The organism is uncultured Formosa sp., from assembly GCF_947500765.1.
GTDB lineage: Bacteria > Bacteroidota > Bacteroidia > Flavobacteriales > Flavobacteriaceae > Formosa.
In genome coordinates this window covers 92,077-111,557 of record NZ_CANMTH010000007.1, presented here as the reverse complement: position 1 = coordinate 111,557, position 19,481 = coordinate 92,077, and the positions used below count along the sequence as shown (strand labels likewise).

Below are 19,481 nucleotides of genomic sequence, written 5' to 3'. Positions count from 1 at the left end.
AAATTGGATTGGCTTACAATAATAGCATTAGGCTAACACCTTAATGCAAAACAAATACATAATAAAACCTTAATCTTAACCACAGAACAACCTGTAATGTTTAAAGGAGAATTACAACAAACAACAAAAGTGGTTTGGGAGCGTGCGCTCGAAAACTATTAATAAAAAATAACCAAGCCATTATCTATAATTTAATAATCGAACGACATCTATTAAATAGATTTTATAAGTATTTTAATATTGGTCTTTAGAGATTAACGTGTGACATGTTCTGAAACAGATGAAGATCCATTAAACTGTTTCTTTTCAGCATAATCGAAACCCTGTTTCCACCATTTTTCCATTAAAGGTTTACTAAAAATTAAAGAATTTTCGGTTAATTGTGTAGGTGTATAATACAGGTTAAGTTTCACATTTTTCTGAATCGCAGCAAGCTTCCCTATTACAATATCATGATATTCTAATTGATCTATTACATGCCCGAATAAATTCATCATTAATGAAAACGGATTCTGTCCTAACACTTTATTTTCTTGCATTTGTTCCGATTCTAAAATCACAGCATCTACTTCTGTCGCTCCTCTATTTATAGCTTCTTGAATAGGTACCACGCAAGAATAACCACCATCAGCATATTCGTGCCCATTTACAGTTGCTATAGACATAAACGGAATATAATTACACGAAATCCAAATCCATTCACAGAATTCTTCGTAGCTACATTCCTGAATAGATTTATATTCAACTTTCCCTTTAGAAAGATTAGTAACAGTTACAACAACATCAGATTTTGTTTCTCTAATCTTATAAAATTCTTCAAGTGTAAAATTGTTTCTAATGTTACGTTTTAACGATTTACTCTCTCCAAACGTACGTTTACGCTTAATAAATTGAAGCAACGAATTCACATAATTAATAGATACATATTCGCGATCACCTTTTTTATGCTGAACAAATGGACTCACACTAAAAATATCTCCCTGAGACACATTTGTATAAATATCGTACAATTTATCTAAATCTCCGGTTGCTAAGTGCGGAATAAGTAAACTCCCCGTAGATGTGCCTAAATAAATATCGTATTCACGTTTTTTTTGTTCTATTAAATATTGGGCGACACCGCCAGCAAAAGCACCTTTGCTACCTCCTCCAGAAATGACTAATGCTCTCATAATTTTGGTTGTTCTTCCTGAAGTTTATTTAAAATAGATGTGTACTCTGGATTTTGCTCTAAAGCTGATAACATATGTTTTGCTGTTTTACTTAATCGCCAATTATGATGATGTGTGGCTTGTATAATATTTGAAATAGATTCTTCGGTATACAACTGGAGTGCATCAATGTAACTAAAAGCTAACTCTCTGACTTCAAAATCATATTCCGGACCTGTATAACTTATTAATTCATTCAAATATCGCTGATTATTCTCTGATTTAAATTCAGGCGTAGAAAGTGCCAAAACTAACCATAATTGTCTAATATTTTTAGATTTAAACCCCATATATTTTTTTGTGTGTTCTAAATATTTTGAACGCTGTTCGGGGAAATTTACCCATAAATTATACAAAGCTATTTCTTGTGTTTGGTATGATTTATCATCTAAAAACGTCTCGTAAGTAGATTGTAATTCTAAAGGAATTATAGTTAGCATTTGTGCTACAGTTTGCCTTACTTCTACTCCATTTTGGAGTATTAAAGCTTCTGTTATTAACTCTGGATGTTTCTTTAAAAGTTCTTGTTTTTCAAAATAAAACCTAGAAGAATCTACAAAAAAATTAGCATCATGCTCAGCCAAACAATCCAAATACTGTAGTTGTTTAATATAAAAGCTCATCTCGTCTTTAGGATTATTCAGAATAGATTCTATAGGAAACGCTACAGTATTTAGCCACAAATCAAAGAAAGCATCTAAATTTTGTCCACTAACAGCTTCTGCTTCCTTTATAAAATCTTCACTTTCTACATTCTTAAATGCATGAGCTTCCAAATACCGTTTTACGGCTAATTTAAATGCTTTATCACCTATTTTTACACGTAAAGCATGAAGCAACCAAGCTCCTTTTTTATAAAACGTAGTGCTACTCGATTTTGGATTTAATAATGCAGTACTTTGTCTGTTTTTATCTTGAGCTTGTAGTTCGTTAGCATATTCATATAATCGCATTTTGTAATAATCACTTCCAAAAACATCACGTTCTGCCAACAAAGCATAATAGGTTGCAAAACCTTCCTGTAACCAATGGTGCGTTCCTGATGTTTCTGTAACCAAATCTCCAAACCATTGATGTGCCAATTCGTGTGCATTTACATTCACATAATTGCGATCTATAAAACCAATATTATCTACTACATAAGCATCTGAAAAAATGGTGGCACTGGTATTTTCCATTCCAGCATAAAGAAAATCTGCAACAGGAATTTGTTTGTAATTCTCCCATGGATATTGTACTCCTATTTCTGATTCTAGAAAATTAAAAATCTGCTCACTATACCTGTATGTCGATTCTACTTTAAGAGAATCTTCAGGATAATAATACAACTCTTGTGTCACTCCTGTAGCAGAGCACAGTAATTTTTTATCGTATTTACCGGCAGCTATGGCAAACAAATAATTACTCATAGGTTTGTTTGAAACATAATGCCAAGCGGTTAACGAATCTGTTTTAGTCTGTTTTATCAACTCACCGTTTGCTACAACGGTATAATTTTTAGGAAAGTTTACAATAAGATCCAGACTGGTTTTTTCATTCATATCATCAAAACTCGGTAACCAATGACTAGTATTTTTACCTTGTCCTTGTGTCCAAACCTGAGCTCTTCCATTGTATTCCCATCCTACAAAGTACATTGCTTTTTTAGGGTTTGTTCTGTAAGTTAACGTTAAGGTATTATTGTCACTTCTTTTAAAAGAAACTTGTAATCTGAGCTTTTTTCGGTCGTTGGTAAATGAAATTTCGCGTTTATTTAGCATCATTTTAGAAATTTCCATCTGTTTAGCATCAATAAAAACGGAATCCGTTGGATTTAAAACATCGAAAATGTATGTTACATCTCCAGAAATTTCTTTCTGAATTGGATTGATAGTCACATTTGCGATAATAGACTTAAAATCAACATCATCAATTTGTTGCCCCCATAACAGACTACTAAAGACCCCCAGATAAACGTATAAAAAATGCTTCATATTTTAAATATAGTAAAGGTTTTAGTAAAATTGATAATATTTAAGGTTTTATGTTTCAAGTATAAGAATTATCTTCGTTTTTATGAATTCCAAGCTTCAGACTCCGATAGATTACTTAAAAGGTGTTGGCCCAAATCGTGCCGATTTACTGAGAAAAGAACTTGGTATACACACGTATCAAGATTTAATTAATTTATTTCCAAATCGGTATTTAGATCGCACGCAATACTATAAAATTGCCCAATTACAACGTAACAATGCCGATGTACAAATTATTGGACGCATTGTAGGACTTAAAGAAGTTGCACAAGGAAAAGGCAAACGTTTAGTCGCATCGTTTAAAGATGATAGTGGCGCAATGGAATTGGTCTGGTTTCGCGGATTTAAATGGTTAAAAGAAAGCATAAAATTGAATACAGATTATGTGATTTTCGGAAAAACCAATGCCTTTGGAAATACCTTTAGCATGCCACATCCTGAAATGGAATTACTAGAAGAACATGAAAAAAATCTACGTTCTGCTATGCAACCCGTTTATCCTTCTACCGAAAAATTATCAAATAAAGGAATAACAAATCGTGTGATGAGTAAAATCATGCAGCAATTATTTATTGAAACTCATGGTAAATTTGAAGAAACGTTATCTCAAGATTTATTGTCTGAATTAAAATTGGTCTCTAAATCTGAAGCCTTGTTTAATGTTCATTTTCCTAAAAATTTAGAGCTATTATCACGGTCTCAATTTCGATTAAAATTCGAAGAATTATTTTACATTCAACTGCAATTAATTCTGAAAAATTTAATCCATAAATCAAAAATAAAAGGATTCCCTTTCGATCAGGTTGGCACACATTTTAACACCTTTTTTAAACACCATTTGCCTTTCAATTTAACCAACGCGCAAAAACGCGTAATTAAAGAAATTCGAGCAGACTTAGGAAGTAATGCTCAAATGAATCGCTTATTGCAAGGAGATGTAGGTTCAGGAAAGACCATAGTTGCACTCATGTCAATGTTAATAGCACTTGACAACGGTTTTCAAGCTTGTTTAATGGCGCCTACTGAAATTTTGTCAGTCCAGCATTATAATGGATTAAGCGACTTGTGTAAAGAACTAAACATCAGTATAAAACTACTAACAGGGTCAACTAAAACTTCAGATAGAAAAATAATTCATGAAGCTTTAGAAAATGGCGAATTAGACATCTTAATAGGAACACATGCCTTACTAGAAGACAAGGTTAAATTTAAAAATTTAGGCCTCGCTATTATCGATGAACAACACCGATTTGGAGTTGCGCAAAGAAGTAAATTATGGCATAAAAACCTTGTACCTCCACACATTTTAGTGATGACGGCAACACCTATTCCTAGAACATTAGCGATGTCTGTTTACGGAGATTTAGACATCTCTATAATCGATGAATTACCCCCTGGAAGACGCCCTATAAAAACGGTTCATAGATTTGATTCTAACCGTTTAAAAGTGCTGCGATTTATTCGAGATGAAATAGATAAAGGACGTCAAATTTATATTGTCTATCCATTAATTCAAGAAAGTGAAAATATGGATTACAAAGATTTAATGGATGGTTACGAAAGTATTTCTCGTGATTTCCCTGCTCCGAAATATCAGATTTCTATTGTGCACGGAAAAATGAAACCTGCCGATAAAGAATTTGAAATGCAACGCTTCATAAAAGGAGAAACACAAATTATGGTTGCCACAACCGTTATTGAAGTTGGTGTAAACGTACCCAATGCTTCTGTAATGATTATTGAAAGCGCCGAACGTTTTGGATTATCTCAACTTCACCAATTACGTGGTCGTGTAGGGCGTGGTGCAGAACAAAGTTTTTGTATTTTAATGACTAGCCATAAACTAAGTAACGATAGTAAAACACGCCTAGAAACTATGGTAAGAACTAGCGATGGTTTTGAAATTGCCGAAGTCGATTTACGTTTACGTGGCCCTGGAGATATTATGGGCACACAACAAAGTGGTATTTTAAACTTAAAAATTGCCGATATTATAAAAGATAACGACATTTTAAAATTAGCACGTTTCCATGCTATAAAGATATTAAAAGACGACCCTAGACTTATAAAAGACCAACATCGTCCTATATTGTTTACATACCAACAATTAGCCAAATACAAAAATATCTGGAATTACATTAGTTAACTATTCGTTTAGTAATTCTGAAATAAACGATTCAAATTCAGTTTTATATTCATCATAAGAAGCTCCTGTTGCTGGTCCGTTAAATCCTGTATGTATTTTTCTTACCTTTCCTTTCTTATCTACATAAATTGCTGTTGGGTAAGATAAAACATGATTTAACATTGGTAATTTTTCTTGAGCAGCTTCTTTATCTGTAGACCCATATTGTGCTAATAAAATAGGATAAGGAATTCCTAATCTTGTTTTTAAACGTTCAATATTTTGAAAAGCTTTGTCTTCTGTTTTAGAATATTCGAAAGCTAATCCAATAAAAGTAATATCTTCAGATTTATGAGATTTTAAATATTCAACAAAGTATTTACTTTCATCTAAACAATTTGGACACCAAGTTCCCATTAACTGAACAACCACAACTTTATCTTTAAATTGCTTGTCAGACAAAGACACCATATTCCCTTTATGATCCGGAAATGAGAACGCTAAAGCATCGAAACCTGGTTTTAAAAAAGTTAAAGAATCTGCATTTGCTAATTCAAATTTAGCATTACGTTTAGCAATAAAAGGCTCCTTATAATGATTTCCAGAATAAAACGTTCCAGACATTGTACTATCGGTTACTTGGGCGGTAAATAAAAAAGCATGAGCGCCATCAAAAGCAGACAGCTTCATTGTATTACCTTCTATAACACCTTCTAAAAAACGATAATCACCAGTTGTGGTTCTAAATGTTCCTGTAACAGTGTTTCCTTCCTGTTTAAATACGCCTTTAGATTTGTATAAATCTTCTAGGCTATCAGGGCTAAATGTCGTTTCCCAATTCCCTTGAACATTAATGTTGGCATCTTTAGAAGTCTCAAAACGACTAGAATTACCAAATACGGCTTTAAATGGTACAGAACGATCTAATTCTTCAATAATAAAAAGACCTTCAATTGTTTCAGCATCAATTAATTTAGCTTTTATATAGCCCTCAAACACTGGAGGCTTAATCGTTATACTATCGTTATAAAAAATAATTTCATCAACCTTTATCTGTTCTTCTGCATTAAAAACAGTTAATAACGTATCATTTATCACTTCAAAATTAAACGGTAACACCTCATTATCTTGAGTTTCTAATATTGCCCGCCACATACCTTTCTTTAATTTTTCAGGATGAGATTGTTCACAATTAAATAGACTTAAAGAAAAACATAACAATAAAAAATAGCGCATAAAATAAAATTTTTAATAGTAATCGAAGAAACATAAAATTCCTTACAATAAAAAACATTTTACAATTTTATAGACGTTGAAGTATTACTATCTTTGCCCTTTTAAGAAAACACGCTTTACATGAAGATTTCATATAATTGGTTAAAACAATTTATTAAAACCGACTGGTCTGCAGAGCAAACCGGTGAGCTTTTAACAGACCTTGGCTTAGAGGTTGAAGGCATAGATCCTTTTCAATCTGTAAAAGGCGGTTTAGAAGGCATTGTTGTAGGAGAAGTACTAACATGCATACAACATCCTAACGCAGACAGATTAAAGATAACCACAGTAAATATTGGTAAAGAGCAACCTGTACAAATTGTTTGTGGAGCTCCAAATGTAGATGCTGGGCAAAAAGTACCTGTAGCGACTATTGGAACAACATTATACACCGAAACTGGTGAGGCTTGGACAATTAAAAAAGGTAAGATTAGAGGCGAAGAAAGTTTTGGAATGATTTGTGCCGAAGACGAACTTGGTTTAGGGCAATCTCACGATGGTATTATGGTTTTAGATTCCGAATTAAAAGTAGGAACACCTGCTGCTGAAATTTTTGATGTTGAAAACGATTTGGTTTTCGAAATCGGATTAACCCCCAACAGAGCAGATGCCATGAGTCATTATGGAACCGCTCGTGATTTAAGAGCAGGATTACTTCAAAAAGATATCCATGCCGAATTAATTACCCCTTCTGTAAGCGCTTTTCATGTAAATAACAGATCATTTCGTGTAGATGTCGATGTACAAAATAAAGAATTAGCACCACGTTATTGTGGAGTTAGTATCTCTGGAATAAAGGTTGGAGAATCTCCAAAATGGTTGCAAAACCGACTTAAAGCTATTGGGTTAACACCTAAAAATAATGTTGTTGATGCTACAAATTATGTACTTCATGATTTAGGGCAACCGCTCCATGCTTTTGATTATAATAAAATTTCTGGTCAGAAAATAATTGTTAAAACTGCCGAAGCTGGAACTAAATTCACGACTCTAGATGGTATTGAACGTACTTTACATGAAGATGATTTAATGATTTGTGATGCAGATAAACCCATGTGTATTGCTGGTGTTTTTGGAGGCGAACAATCTGGAGTTACAGAAAACACTTCTAATGTATTCTTAGAAAGTGCTTATTTTAATCCTGTTAGTGTTAGAAAAACGGCAAAACGTTACGGATTAAATACAGATGCTTCTTTTAGATTTGAAAGAGGTATAGATCCTAATTTATGTGAATATGCATTAAAACGTGCAGCCTTATTGATTATTGAATTGGCTGGAGGAGAAATCTCTAGTGATATTATTGATTCTTACAGCAATAAAATTGAAGATTTTCAGGTCCGTTTAAGTTTTGATAATGCAAAGCGTCTTATAGGTGAAGAAATTCCTAAAGATATTATTAAACGTATTTTAATGTCTCTAGACATTAAGATAAACAACGTGACAGAAACAGGCTTAGGTTTAACCATTCCTGCTTACAGAAACGATGTACAACGTGAAGCAGATGTTATTGAAGAGATTTTACGTGTTTATGGATATAATAATGTAACGATCTCAGAAAAATTACATGCTTCTATTTCTAATTCTTCGCGTTTTGAAGATCATAAACTTCAAAATATAATCGGAACTCAATTAGCTGCTCAAGGATTTTTTGAAATCATGGCCAACTCATTAACTTCTCCAGACTATATTGCATTAAGCGAACAATTACAAACAGAACACAACATAAGCATGCTAAACCCTTTAAGTAACGATTTATCTGCTTTAAGACAATCGTTATTATTTTCTGGTTTAGAAGCTGTATCTCATAACATAAACAGAAGACGTCCACATTTAAAGTTTTTTGAATTTGGAAAAACATACCATCAATTTAACGAAAACAGAGAAGAGTTTAAACACTTATCACTTTTCGTTACAGGAAATAAAGCTTCTGAAACTTGGAATACAACCCCACAGAAAAGTGATTTCTTTTACATGAAAGGGATTATTAATACCGTTTTAGAGCGTCTTGGCTTATCTAAATACAGAACCTCTCCTATTGCTAATGATATTTTTAGTGAAGGATTACAATTTGGACTGGGAAAAACAAAACTGGTTGAGTTTGGTATAGTAAAATCTAGCATATTAAAACATTTTGATATTTCTCAAGAAGTATTATTTGCAGATTTTAATTGGGATGCCATTATTGATTTTGCAAAACACAATAAGACTAAATATTCTGAAATAGCTAAGCATCCTGAAGTACGTCGCGATTTTGCGCTACTTTTAGACGAGCAAGTAACTTTTGAAGAAATCTTTACTATTGCAAAACAGTCTGAAAAACAACTTTTAAAGGATGTAAACCTATTTGATGTGTATCAAGGCAAAAACTTACCTCAAGGTAAAAAAAGTTATGCTGTGAGCTTTATTTTACAAGATGAGAAAAAAACATTAACCGATAAGCAGATTGATAAAATCATGTCTAAGCTACAATCTAATTTTGAAAGCAAATTAGGTGCAGAGTTAAGATAAGATATACCAAAATATACAACATAAAAAAGCCCGCATATGCAGGCTTTTTTTATACTTTTAATTTACCATATATAAACAATCCAACCCATTATAAGTAAAAAATACTCAGACTAATAAATAGTCTGAGTATTGAAAATGTATTGTTGTAAATGTAAAATAAACACCTATTAACAGCCGTTAAATAGGCCTTTTATTTATTAATAATAGTTAACTCATCTACAATATGTTTTGCATTAGAGTATTTATCAATTAACCATAATACGTATCTAATATCTACATTAATTGTACGTTGTAAATCAGAATCGAATATAACATCTCCTGCCATAGCTTCAATATTGCCATCGAAAGCTAAACCAATTAACTCTCCATTTCCATTAACCACAGGCGAACCTGAATTTCCTCCAGTAATATCGTTATCTGTTAAAAAATTTACTGGAAGTTGTCCATATTCGTTGGCATAACGCCCAAAATCTTTCTTTTCGTAACTATCAAGCATGCTCTGATCTAGATCAAATTCAGGATCATTTGGCTTATACTTATTAATCATACCTTTAAACGTGGTATAATTATTTTCATTAGCATCGTTTCTTGGATCTGCAGGTAAAGCTCTCACCTTTCCGTAAGACAAACGTAATGTAGAGTTTGCATCTGGATATTGTATTTCACTTAAACCAGATTCTCGTAAACCTTTTACTAATAATCTAAAAGAAGCTTCAAAATTGTTTTCTGGTTGTACTAAATTTTCTGGTTTTTCTCTATACTTACTCAATAACTCACCAGATAAAATATAAAGCGGATCGCTATTTAACTGCGCTTCATCTGGAGTCTTTAAAAACGCCTCTACTTTATCTTTTGAAGAAAACATACTCTTATCGAAACTAGAATTAATATAGGCTGTAAAATCATTATTAGTCTTAGCTCCTACTTCTGAAACAATTTTAGGAAGAGGATAATTCGATTTTGTAGCATATAAACCTAATTGTTTAGCAAAAACTTCTTTTTCTAACGGCAAATAGAAATCTTTATAGGAATTATTGATTAAAGCTTGAAGTTTAGGCAATAATTCCTGACGTTTTGCTTCATTTTGAGATGCATAATACTCTAAGTTCTTCCCTAAACTATATGGTAAAGCCGAAAATTTACTTGTACGCAATAGCCCAACCAAATAATTACCTTGCTTAGCTTTTTCGTTTGTTAAATCGTAATACGTATTAATGTTTTCTATAACATCTCCATATTTAGATTTATTTTTCTTTTTATTAGCCCATTTATCAAATTTCTTCTCTGTTTTACGTTTTGTTTCTACTGTTTTATGAGCCGTTAAAGCATCAATCATACCTTGACGATTCTTCCAATAATTAGCAACTCCCGCATATTTTGAAGCATACATTAAATTCACCTCTTCACTTTGGTCCATATATTTCTTAAACACATCCATCCCTAATTTAGAACTTTCTACCCATGCAGGATACGCATACTTTACATTTTGTTCTACACCAGAAGCAGGCATCCAACGGTTTGTTCTCCCTGGATAACCAAGAATCATTGCAAAGTCGTTTTCTTTAACACCGTCTATATTTACAGGTAAGTGGTATTTTGCTTTTAAAGGTACATTCGCTTTAGAATATTCTGCAGGCTCACCTTTTTCATTAGCATACACTCTAAATAATGAAAAATCACCTGTATGTCTTGGCCATTCCCAATTGTCTGTATCCCCACCAAATTTACCAACACTTTCTGGAGGTGTTCCTACAAGACGAACGTCGTTATAATCTTCGTAAACAAAGTAATAATACTCATTACCTTGGTAAAAAGAACGCACAGAAACTGTGTATTTTCCTCCTTCGTTATTTTCTGCTTCAATTTTAGCTATTTCTTTATTGATTATAGCTTCACGTTCTTTTTCAGTCATATCATCATTAACTAATGATAGAATACGTTTAGAAACATCGTCCATACGTACAAAGAAACGTACATATAAACTTTCAGGTTTCATCTCCTCTTCTAAGGAAGCTGCCCAATACCCGTTTTTTAAATGATTTTGTTCTGCTGTAGATAATTCTGCGATGGCACTATATCCACAATGATGATTTGTTAATACCAAACCACTATTAGAAACGATACTCGCTGTACACCCTCCATTAAACTGTACAATAGCATCTTTTAAACTCTGATTGTTTATACTATAAATTTCTTCTGGAGTTAATTGCAACCCCATTTTTTGCATATCGCGATAATTTAAGCGCTCTATATGCATTAAAAACCACATCCCTTCATTTGCCATTACCGATGGTAATGCTATAACAAATGCAATAATTAAAAGTCCAAATTTCTTCATGTTGTTCTGTTTTGAATAAGGCTATAAAAATAATGAAATTTAAGTTCAGATTATAATCGACAGCACATTAAAACCATGATTAAGAATGAATCTCAGTGAATAAATACTCGCCTAAAACAGATGCTACATACGCCATTCTTAAAATAAAATTGCTACTATAAATTAAATACTATTAGGCATAGTTATAAACAAAAAAAAATCGTCTAAAACACGTTTTAGACGACCTCATTTGTCAAAAATTAAAGAATAAATTTAAATTACTTTTACGTTTATTGCGTTTAATCCTTTTTTTCCTTCTTTTAATTCAAATTCAACTGTATCTCCTTCTTCGATTCTGTCAATTAAGCCAGAAACGTGAACGAAATATTCGTTACTTGAACCCTCTTCTGTTACAAATCCAAATCCTTTAGATTCGTTGAAGAATTTTACTGTTCCGTTTTTCACTGTATATAAGATAATATTAATAGTTATAACAAATTTAAGATTATCTACAGCTTGACAAAGCAAATCGTCAAGTTTATTTTCTACTAAAAACGAATATGTTATACTTGAAAATTTTAAGTTTAGAGCATAAAAAAACCCATCAATAAATTGACAGGTTTAAGATCATAAAAAGTATATATACTTAAGAAAGTATTAGATTACTTTTACATTTACTGCGTTTAATCCTTTTTTACCTTCTTGTAAATCGAATTCTACTGCATCACCTTCGCGAATTTCATCAATTAATCCAGAGATGTGTACGAAATGTTCTTTGTTTGTGTCGTCTTCAATAATGAATCCAAATCCTTTAGAGTCGTTAAAGAATTTTACTGTTCCTTTGTTCATTGTAAAATATTAAATAATTATATTGATACAAATGTAAGGTTATTAATGAGATAACCGACTACTTTTTTACTTTTATTTTAAAATAAATTAAAAACCCCCGCTATGACTGACATTTTAAATATGATTAAAAAAAGTCGTATCTTTAATAGTAACTAAATTTAAAATTATGGAAGATTCAAATTATATAAAAGTGTTTACGGGGAGTTTTATTATTACCCAACTTATTGTAGATAAACTTGAAGCTGTAGGTATTAATGCTATTGTAAAAGACGAAAGCGAGTCTGGCAGACTTGCAGGTTTTGGGGCTTCAATACAAGGCCAACAGGACTTATATGTAAATAAAGAAGAGGAAGAAGCTACTTTACAGATTATTGAAGCCGTATCTTCTGATTTAGAGGCATAAAAAAACCCTGACGAATCAGGGTTTTAATACTTGAATTTTTAAACTTATATTTTAAACAGCGTACATTTTGTTACGCTGTTCTTTTGTTTTAGGGTCTTGCATATACTCATCAAACGTTGTATAACGATCTATTATACCGCTTGGAGTTAATTCTATAACACGATTTGCTACAGTTTGTGCAAATTCATGATCATGTGTAGAAAACAATACAGTTCCTTTAAAGTTCGTTAACGAATTATTAAAGGCCGTAATACTCTCTAAGTCCAAATGGTTTGTTGGCTCATCTAACATTAGTACATTAGCTCTAACCATCATCATACGGCTTAGCATACAACGCACTTTTTCTCCTCCAGATAATACATTCGATGTTTTTAAAGCTTCTTCCCCACTAAAAATCATTTTTCCTAAAAAACCACGAACATATACTTCTTCACGTTCTTCTTCTGTTGTTGCCCATTGGCGCAACCAATCTACCAAAGTTAAATTGTTATTAAAGAACGCACTGTTATCTAATGGTAAATAGGATTGAGATGTTGTAACTCCCCAATCAAACGAACCTGAATCTGGTTGTTGTTTATTATTTAATATTTGGTAAAAGGCAGTTGTTGCTCTAGAATCTTTAGAATATACAACCACTTTATCTCCTTTATTTAAATTTAAATTTATGTTTTTAAATAAAAGTTCTCCATCTATTGAAGCCGATAAATTTTCAATATTTAAAATTTGATCTCCAGCTTCTCTATCGCGCTCAAAAATAATAGCAGGATAACGTCTACTAGTACGTCTAATATCTTCTATATTTAATTTATCAATCATTTTCTTTCTACTTGTTGCTTGTTTACTTTTTGCAACGTTGGCAGAAAAACGACGGATAAATTCTTCTAATTCTTTCTTCTTTTCTTCAGCTTTTTTATTTTGCTGTGCATGTTGTCTTGCTGCTAATTGAGAAGACTCGTACCAGAACGTATAGTTTCCTGAGTAATGATTTATTTTTGCAAAATCGATATCTGAAATGTGAGTACAAACGGCATCTAAAAAGTGACGGTCGTGAGATACTACAATCACACAATTGTCAAAATTAGCTATAAAATGCTCTAACCACGTAATGGTTTCGTAATCCAAGTCGTTGGTAGGTTCATCCATGATTAAAACATCAGGATTTCCAAAAAGGGCTTGTGCTAATAATACACGTACTTTTTGCTTACCATCTAAATCTTTCATTAAGGTATAATGATAGTCTTCATTAATCCCTAAGTTAGATAATAATGCTGCTGCGTCGCTATCTGCATTCCAACCATTCATTTCTTCAAACTTAACTTGAAGCTCGCCTATTTTTTCAGCATTCTCGTCTGTATAATCGGCATAAAGAGCATCAATCTCTGTTTTAATTTTAAATAGTGGCTTATTCCCTATTATTACGGTTTCTAAAACAGTATGCTCGTCGTATAAGTTGTGGTTTTGTTCTAAAACCGACATACGCTTACCTGCCTCTAAGTGAACACGTCCCGAGGTTGGCTCTTGCTTACCCGCTATAATATTAAGAAAAGTAGATTTTCCAGCGCCATTAGCACCAATAATTCCGTAGCAATTCCCTTGATTAAAAACTGTGCTTACTTCATCAAAAAGGACACGCTTTCCAAATTGTACGGAAAGATTTGAAACTGATAACATATATGTAATTTTAATTTGCCGCAAAAGTAAAAAAATTACACTCATTACACGAACGAAATAACATCTTAATAAGATTTAACACCCTATTAACAGCCGAAGTAGACCACATCGTATATTTTTGTTAGTAACATTCTTAATATTAAAATTAAGATAGTACATATCTATGAAGCACCTTTACCTCATTATTTTATTTTCAATTTGTTTTACTGCCTGCAAAAAAGAATCTAATCAAGACCAGGATTCTTCTGCATTTTTAGGAGGAGAAATTATAAATCCTAGCAATAGATACGTCGTTATTTCTAAAGAAAATAATGTTTTAGATACTGTTAGTTTAGACAAAAACAATCGTTTTTTATTTAAAATAAATTCTGTAGACCCCGGTTTATATACATTTTCTCATGGAGGAGAAATTCAGATGATTTTTCTTGAACCACAAGACAGTATTATTTTTAGACTTAATAATTTAGATTTCGACGAATCTCTAGTTTTTACAGGTCGTGGTGCTAAAGAAAATAATTATTTAATTAATTTATTTTTGCAAAATGAAGAGGTAAATCATAAAATTTTAAAAATGAGCCAGATGGTGCCTGAAAAATTTGAACATCACTTAGACTCTATTAAAACAATTTTTCAAAAAAATTTAAATGAATTCGAATCTAAATATAACACCTCGTCTCTATTTAATGAGATCGCACAAGCGAATATAGATTATAATTTTTATGCTCAGAAAGAACTTTACCCTTTTACGTGTTATGGAAATACTGAATTAAAAAACTTTGAAGCATTACCAAAAGGATTTTATGATTATAGATCTAAAATAGATTACAATAACGAAAAATTAAAAAATTACTTTCCGTATTACAATTTTTTAAAATATCATTTCAACAATATTGCGCTTCAAAAACATTTTTATCATTCTAAAGACAGTGTTTTCAATAATAGATCTCTGGATTATAACTTAGATAAAATTCAGCTTATAGATAGTTTAGTTTCTAATGATTCAATTAAAAATCCGCTTTTAAAATTTGCTGCTTTTAGATATATTAATTCATCTAGTAATATAGAAGACTACACGCCTTTTCTGAATTCTTTTCTTAAAAAAAGTACATCTAAAAAAAATAACGAGCAAATACAGACACTTATAGAATCTTTAATAAAGCTTAAGCCGGGAAACACATTACCCAATACTTTAGTAACAGATAACGAGGGTAAAGAAATTTACACAAACGATATTATAACAGGACCTACAGCGATTTATTTTTGGTCTTTTAACCTAAAAAATCATTTTATAGAAAGCCATAACAAGATTAAAGAATTAAGAAAAAAATATCCTGAAATTAATTTTGTTGCAATAAACATTGATAAAGAGGAAGAAAATTGGATAAACTATTTAGAGTCGCACCGTTACCCTATTGAGAACGAATTTCACTTTATGTATCCAGAGGTGTCTAAACAAATTTTAGCTTTAAATTCGATTAACAGAGTGATGCTAATTAAAAAAAATAGTACGATTGTAAATAGTAATGCAAATATGTTTTCTAAACACTTTGAAGTGCAATTATTAGGACTAATTAATCAATAAATTAAACAAAAAAAAACCTCAACTTTTACATTGAGGTTTTTCTTACTTAATTAACTAATTCTACTTTTATTTCGTACCGTTTAAAAACTTTGGTTTTAATACTAACATTGCCCAAGCCCAATTTTGCATGTCTGTAGCATCATCCTTAAGTATACCTTTTAGTTCGTACATTCCATCTGAAGCAAACATTTGAGAATAACCTAATTTTAAATCAAAACCATTAAACTTTTTAGAATACACTAAATCTATTTCTGTACCTAAAGATTTTTCGCCACTTACTAATTCTTGTTCTCCACTAAAATTCAAGACTTTAACCAATAAACTAGAAGTCTCATTTAAAGTAAAATTAGCACTTACATGCACATCAACTAAACCAACAGAATTGGCATGATTTCCTACATAAAAATAATCCATAAAGCCATTAAATTTATGATTAGTTCCATACAACGGGAAAAATGCTCCAGTCTCACCTGCATCTTCATCATTACCGCTTACAACCTCTATTCCTGCTCCTAACCCAACCTTACTAGTTAATTTATAACTAGCCTCTAATCCTAATAAAAATGCACTTTTTACACTTAAATCATTAACACGTTCTCCTGCCTGCAAATAGGCATTACCTTCCAACACAAAAGCACCAGAATTATACTTTAAATGTGTTCCAATAGTCTCTAAACTACTCACTCCAAAACCACCGTAAGTTCTTACCCCATCTATCAATTCATAATTTTGAAAAGTATTATTCATAACTAATAAACTTGCAGAAAACGTACTCCATTCCTTTTTTAAATATCCATATTGCATGGCTTTATATGTAAAGAAATTGGGATCTTCGGTATATTCATTTCCTGTACTTACATAACCACTAATATCACTAGTATTACTATCGAAATCTTGATTAAAAGCTAAACCAACATCAAACATTAAACTTCCTTTTTTATAACGAATTAAAGCGGCATCATGATTACGTCCCATTTGCGCCCAATCGAGACCTCCTAATATACGCTGATCGTCGTATGACAAAACTTGTCGGCCAATTTTTGTTGTGAATCCTGATCCTAATTTAATATCTGCCCAAGCCTGAAAAATAGCAAACGAATTATTCGTATCTACAGAATTAATCTGTCTATTCTCCCCCCAAGTTAACACATCCTGCATACTCAAATAAAACGTATACGTTTCAGTTTTGTAACCCGCATTTAAACGCGCTCTAGTATTAATAGAAAATCCTGGTTCGGCACTTTCTGGAAATAAACTTCCAAATCCATGACGATATTCTGCACGTGGTCTAAACTCTCCGTCTAAAGTAAATTGAGCTTGAAGGACCTGTAAACTCCCTAAAAAAAAGGCTAAAACTATTAATTGCTTCTTCATTTTTTATTTTTTTGGTTGGTTAATTATTTATTTTTATAACTAAATGGATATCATGCTCTGTTTACTATTACAACAACACCAGAACATTAAGTATAAATACTTAGTTTTAAATTAGTCATGACATTTTCTAAATAATTATCACAGAACCCACTGAAAAACAATTGCTTTAACAAAACTGAAGCCACACACACAACATCTAAAAATTAAGTATTCAATACAATATTAAGTAATAATACTTAGTTTTTAATATTAATTCTTCATTTTTACGACTTTCGTATTAATTTTAAAAACCAAACACTTAATTCTTAAAACAAGAAAAGGAATTCTAACAATTTAACAACGTTAAAGTCTCTATTTTAAAATATATTAACTTTCATATAAATTAATTAAAATCTAAACTTTAAAGCTAGAACACATTGCATTAGAAATTAAAAGGGTTAAAATAAGTACAAAAAAAATCCTTAACATTTACAGTTAAGGATTTCTATATAGTATTAAAATCAGGAATTAATTCCCTTTTTTATAATCTTCTAAAAACTTAGCTAAACCACTATCTGTAAGTGGGTGCTTTAATAAACCTTCGATAGAACTTAAAGGTCCAGTCATAACATCTGCTCCTAATTTAGCACAATCTATAACATGCATTGTGTGACGAACAGAAGCTGCTAAGATTTGAGTTTCGAAACCATAATTATCGTAAATAAGACGAATTTCTGCAATAAGGTTTAAACCGTCTGTAGAAATATCATCTAAACGCCCAATAAAAGGAGACACATAAGTTGCACCTGCTTTTGCTGCTAACAACGCTTGACCTGGAGAAAATACTAAAGTAACGTTTGTTCTAATTCCTTTTTCTGAAAAATACTTACATGCTTTAATACCATCTTTAATCATTGGTAATTTTACAACTATTTGCTCGTGTAATTCAGCTAAAGCTTCACCTTCTTTAATCATTCCTTCAAAATCTGTAGAAATAACTTCGGCACTTACATCTCCTTCAACAATATTACAAATGTCTACGTAATGTTTTAAAATATTATCGTGTCCTGTAATACCTTCTTTTGCCATTAAAGACGGGTTAGTTGTAACACCATCAAGAACACCTAATTCTTGTGCTTCTTTAATTTGAGCTAAATTTGCTGTATCAATAAAAAATTTCATTATTCTGTGTTTAATTATAATTGTACATTCTTGTTTGCTAATTTACAATAATATGGATGTATATTCTGTGCTTTTGCACAAAATAACATCAATTATTTACGTAAACGTTTACTAACTAAAGTTTATAATGATTTAGCAACATTCTCTCATACATCTTGTCTGGCAAAATACGTTTTAAAACAATTGAAACTTTCTGAATAAATTCGCCTACTTTATAATGTATTTTAGGATCCTTGGTAGAAATAACTTTAAAAATAGCTTCAGCCATAATTTTAGGATCTTTACCAGAATCGACATGAGAATTCATAAGTTCTAATGTGTTTCCGTATGGGGTTTTGTAAGGTGAATTCTCATTCACTGGCGCATGAAAACGGCCTGCAGCAATATTGGTTGCAAAATCGCCTGGCGCAACATTAGTCATTTTAATATTAAAACTCTTAAGCTCCATTCTATATGCTTCTGTAACTAACTCTAACGCCCCTTTACTTGCACTATAAATCCCACGATACGGTAAGCCCATATAGCCAGCAATAGAAGTTATGTTAATAATTAATCCTTCTTTTTGCTTACGCATTTGTGGCAGCACAGCCTTTATAACCTGTAACGGACCAAAGAAATTTGTATCGAAATGACTTTTCATTTCTTCTATCGGAATTTCTTCTATCGGCCCTGTAATCCCGACACCAGCATTATTAATTAATACATCTATATGATCTTCTTTTTCTAAAAGCGACTGTACGCAACTGGAAATTGTAGATGCATCTTTTACATCTAATTTTAAAATGGGAAATTTACTTGAAGTATAACGCTCTGGAGATCGGCTTGTGCCATAAACTTTGAATCCTTTTTCTGATAAAAACGTTCCTATAGATTTTCCTATTCCAGAGGAACCACCTGTAATTAATACAACTTTAGACATAAAACTATTACTCTATTTATGTTGACAAAAATACAATTTAAAAAGGGGAAAAATGAAGAGAAATTTAGGAAACT

14 protein-coding genes are annotated in these 19,481 nt (G+C 31.6%); 4 read left to right on the top strand and 10 right to left on the bottom strand.

What is annotated here, in order from left to right:
• Positions 1–254 precede the first annotated feature (254 nt).
• Positions 255–1,172 (bottom strand): patatin-like phospholipase family protein, encoded by a 918-nt coding sequence (locus Q1B05_RS13440; protein WP_299781464.1) that lies wholly within the window; start codon positions 1,170–1,172, stop codon positions 255–257.
• Positions 1,169–3,184: a M1 family metallopeptidase gene (locus tag Q1B05_RS13435; RefSeq protein ID WP_299781463.1), complete on the bottom strand. Its 2,016-nt coding sequence runs from the start codon at positions 3,182–3,184 to the stop codon at positions 1,169–1,171. The genes Q1B05_RS13440 and Q1B05_RS13435 overlap by 4 nt, the downstream gene beginning before the upstream one ends.
• An 82-nt stretch (positions 3,185–3,266) precedes the next feature.
• Here Q1B05_RS13435 and recG point away from each other — a divergent pair, with 82 nt between their 5' ends.
• Positions 3,267–5,369: an ATP-dependent DNA helicase RecG gene (recG, locus tag Q1B05_RS13430; protein ID WP_299781462.1), complete on the top strand. Its 2,103-nt coding sequence runs from the start codon at positions 3,267–3,269 to the stop codon at positions 5,367–5,369.
• On the opposite strand, the gene Q1B05_RS13425 is transcribed toward recG, so the two are convergent.
• Positions 5,370–6,584, bottom strand: a complete 1,215-nt coding sequence (locus tag Q1B05_RS13425; protein WP_299781461.1) for a peroxiredoxin — start codon at positions 6,582–6,584, stop codon at positions 5,370–5,372. It abuts the gene before it with no gap.
• Between the two features lie 120 nt (positions 6,585–6,704).
• Between Q1B05_RS13425 and pheT the strand changes: the two genes are divergently transcribed.
• Entirely contained in the window at positions 6,705–9,131 is a 2,427-nt protein-coding gene (gene pheT, locus Q1B05_RS13420; protein WP_299781460.1) for a phenylalanine--tRNA ligase subunit beta, read from the top strand.
• Between the two features lie 190 nt (positions 9,132–9,321).
• Here the strand turns inward: pheT and Q1B05_RS13415 are convergent, their stop codons facing one another.
• The 3 genes from Q1B05_RS13415 to Q1B05_RS13405 form a co-directional block, all read right to left on the bottom strand.
• Positions 9,322–11,469: a S46 family peptidase gene (locus tag Q1B05_RS13415; protein WP_299781459.1), complete on the bottom strand. Its 2,148-nt coding sequence runs from the start codon at positions 11,467–11,469 to the stop codon at positions 9,322–9,324.
• A 252-nt stretch (positions 11,470–11,721) separates the two neighbouring features.
• The gene (locus tag Q1B05_RS13410; protein WP_159024346.1) at positions 11,722–11,913 is read right to left on the bottom strand and encodes a cold-shock protein; all 192 of its coding nucleotides are present in this window, start codon (positions 11,911–11,913) and stop codon (positions 11,722–11,724) included.
• A gap of 192 nt (positions 11,914–12,105) precedes the next feature.
• Positions 12,106–12,297, bottom strand: a complete 192-nt coding sequence (locus Q1B05_RS13405) for a cold-shock protein (protein ID WP_038528380.1) — start codon at positions 12,295–12,297, stop codon at positions 12,106–12,108.
• 166 nt (positions 12,298–12,463) lie between these two features.
• On the opposite strand from Q1B05_RS13405, the gene Q1B05_RS13400 reads away from it, so the two are divergent.
• Entirely contained in the window at positions 12,464–12,700 is a 237-nt protein-coding gene (locus Q1B05_RS13400) for a DUF2007 domain-containing protein (protein ID WP_299781458.1), read from the top strand.
• A 51-nt stretch (positions 12,701–12,751) separates the two neighbouring features.
• On the opposite strand, the gene Q1B05_RS13395 is transcribed toward Q1B05_RS13400, so the two are convergent.
• Positions 12,752–14,371, bottom strand: coding sequence for an ABC-F family ATP-binding cassette domain-containing protein (locus Q1B05_RS13395; protein ID WP_299781457.1), 1,620 nt, complete (start codon positions 14,369–14,371; stop codon positions 12,752–12,754).
• A 163-nt stretch (positions 14,372–14,534) separates the two neighbouring features.
• Here Q1B05_RS13395 and Q1B05_RS13390 point away from each other — a divergent pair, with 163 nt between their 5' ends.
• Positions 14,535–15,953 carry a thioredoxin-like domain-containing protein gene (locus Q1B05_RS13390; protein ID WP_299781456.1) on the top strand — a complete coding sequence of 473 codons (1,419 nt, stop codon included), beginning with the start codon at positions 14,535–14,537 and terminating at the stop codon, positions 15,951–15,953.
• A gap of 66 nt (positions 15,954–16,019) precedes the next feature.
• Here the strand turns inward: Q1B05_RS13390 and Q1B05_RS13385 are convergent, their stop codons facing one another.
• The 3 genes from Q1B05_RS13385 to Q1B05_RS13375 form a co-directional block, all read right to left on the bottom strand.
• The gene (locus Q1B05_RS13385; protein WP_299781455.1) at positions 16,020–17,327 is read right to left on the bottom strand and encodes an alginate export family protein; all 1,308 of its coding nucleotides are present in this window, start codon (positions 17,325–17,327) and stop codon (positions 16,020–16,022) included.
• Between the two features lie 507 nt (positions 17,328–17,834).
• Positions 17,835–18,488, bottom strand: coding sequence for a fructose-6-phosphate aldolase (fsa, locus tag Q1B05_RS13380; RefSeq protein WP_299781454.1), 654 nt, complete (start codon positions 18,486–18,488; stop codon positions 17,835–17,837).
• A gap of 115 nt (positions 18,489–18,603) precedes the next feature.
• Positions 18,604–19,407: an SDR family oxidoreductase gene (locus Q1B05_RS13375; RefSeq protein ID WP_299781453.1), complete on the bottom strand. Its 804-nt coding sequence runs from the start codon at positions 19,405–19,407 to the stop codon at positions 18,604–18,606.
• Positions 19,408–19,481: the final 74 nt, after the last annotated feature.

Coding starts and splice junctions, on each gene's coding strand:
- Q1B05_RS13440 (WP_299781464.1), bottom strand. CDS start 1,172: ATGAGAGCATTAGTCATTTCTGGAGGAGGTAGCAAAGGTGCTTTTGCT.
- Q1B05_RS13435 (WP_299781463.1), bottom strand. CDS start 3,184: ATGAAGCATTTTTTATACGTTTATCTGGGGGTCTTTAGTAGTCTGTTA.
- recG (WP_299781462.1), top strand. CDS start 3,267: ATGAATTCCAAGCTTCAGACTCCGATAGATTACTTAAAAGGTGTTGGC.
- Q1B05_RS13425 (WP_299781461.1), bottom strand. CDS start 6,584: ATGCGCTATTTTTTATTGTTATGTTTTTCTTTAAGTCTATTTAATTGT.
- pheT (WP_299781460.1), top strand. CDS start 6,705: ATGAAGATTTCATATAATTGGTTAAAACAATTTATTAAAACCGACTGG.
- Q1B05_RS13415 (WP_299781459.1), bottom strand. CDS start 11,469: ATGAAGAAATTTGGACTTTTAATTATTGCATTTGTTATAGCATTACCA.
- Q1B05_RS13405 (WP_038528380.1), bottom strand. CDS start 12,297: ATGAACAAAGGAACAGTAAAATTCTTTAACGACTCTAAAGGATTTGGA.
- Q1B05_RS13400 (WP_299781458.1), top strand. CDS start 12,464: ATGGAAGATTCAAATTATATAAAAGTGTTTACGGGGAGTTTTATTATT.
- Q1B05_RS13395 (WP_299781457.1), bottom strand. CDS start 14,371: ATGTTATCAGTTTCAAATCTTTCCGTACAATTTGGAAAGCGTGTCCTT.
- Q1B05_RS13390 (WP_299781456.1), top strand. CDS start 14,535: ATGAAGCACCTTTACCTCATTATTTTATTTTCAATTTGTTTTACTGCC.
- Q1B05_RS13385 (WP_299781455.1), bottom strand. CDS start 17,327: ATGAAGAAGCAATTAATAGTTTTAGCCTTTTTTTTAGGGAGTTTACAG.
- fsa (WP_299781454.1), bottom strand. CDS start 18,488: ATGAAATTTTTTATTGATACAGCAAATTTAGCTCAAATTAAAGAAGCA.
- Q1B05_RS13375 (WP_299781453.1), bottom strand. CDS start 19,407: ATGTCTAAAGTTGTATTAATTACAGGTGGTTCCTCTGGAATAGGAAAA.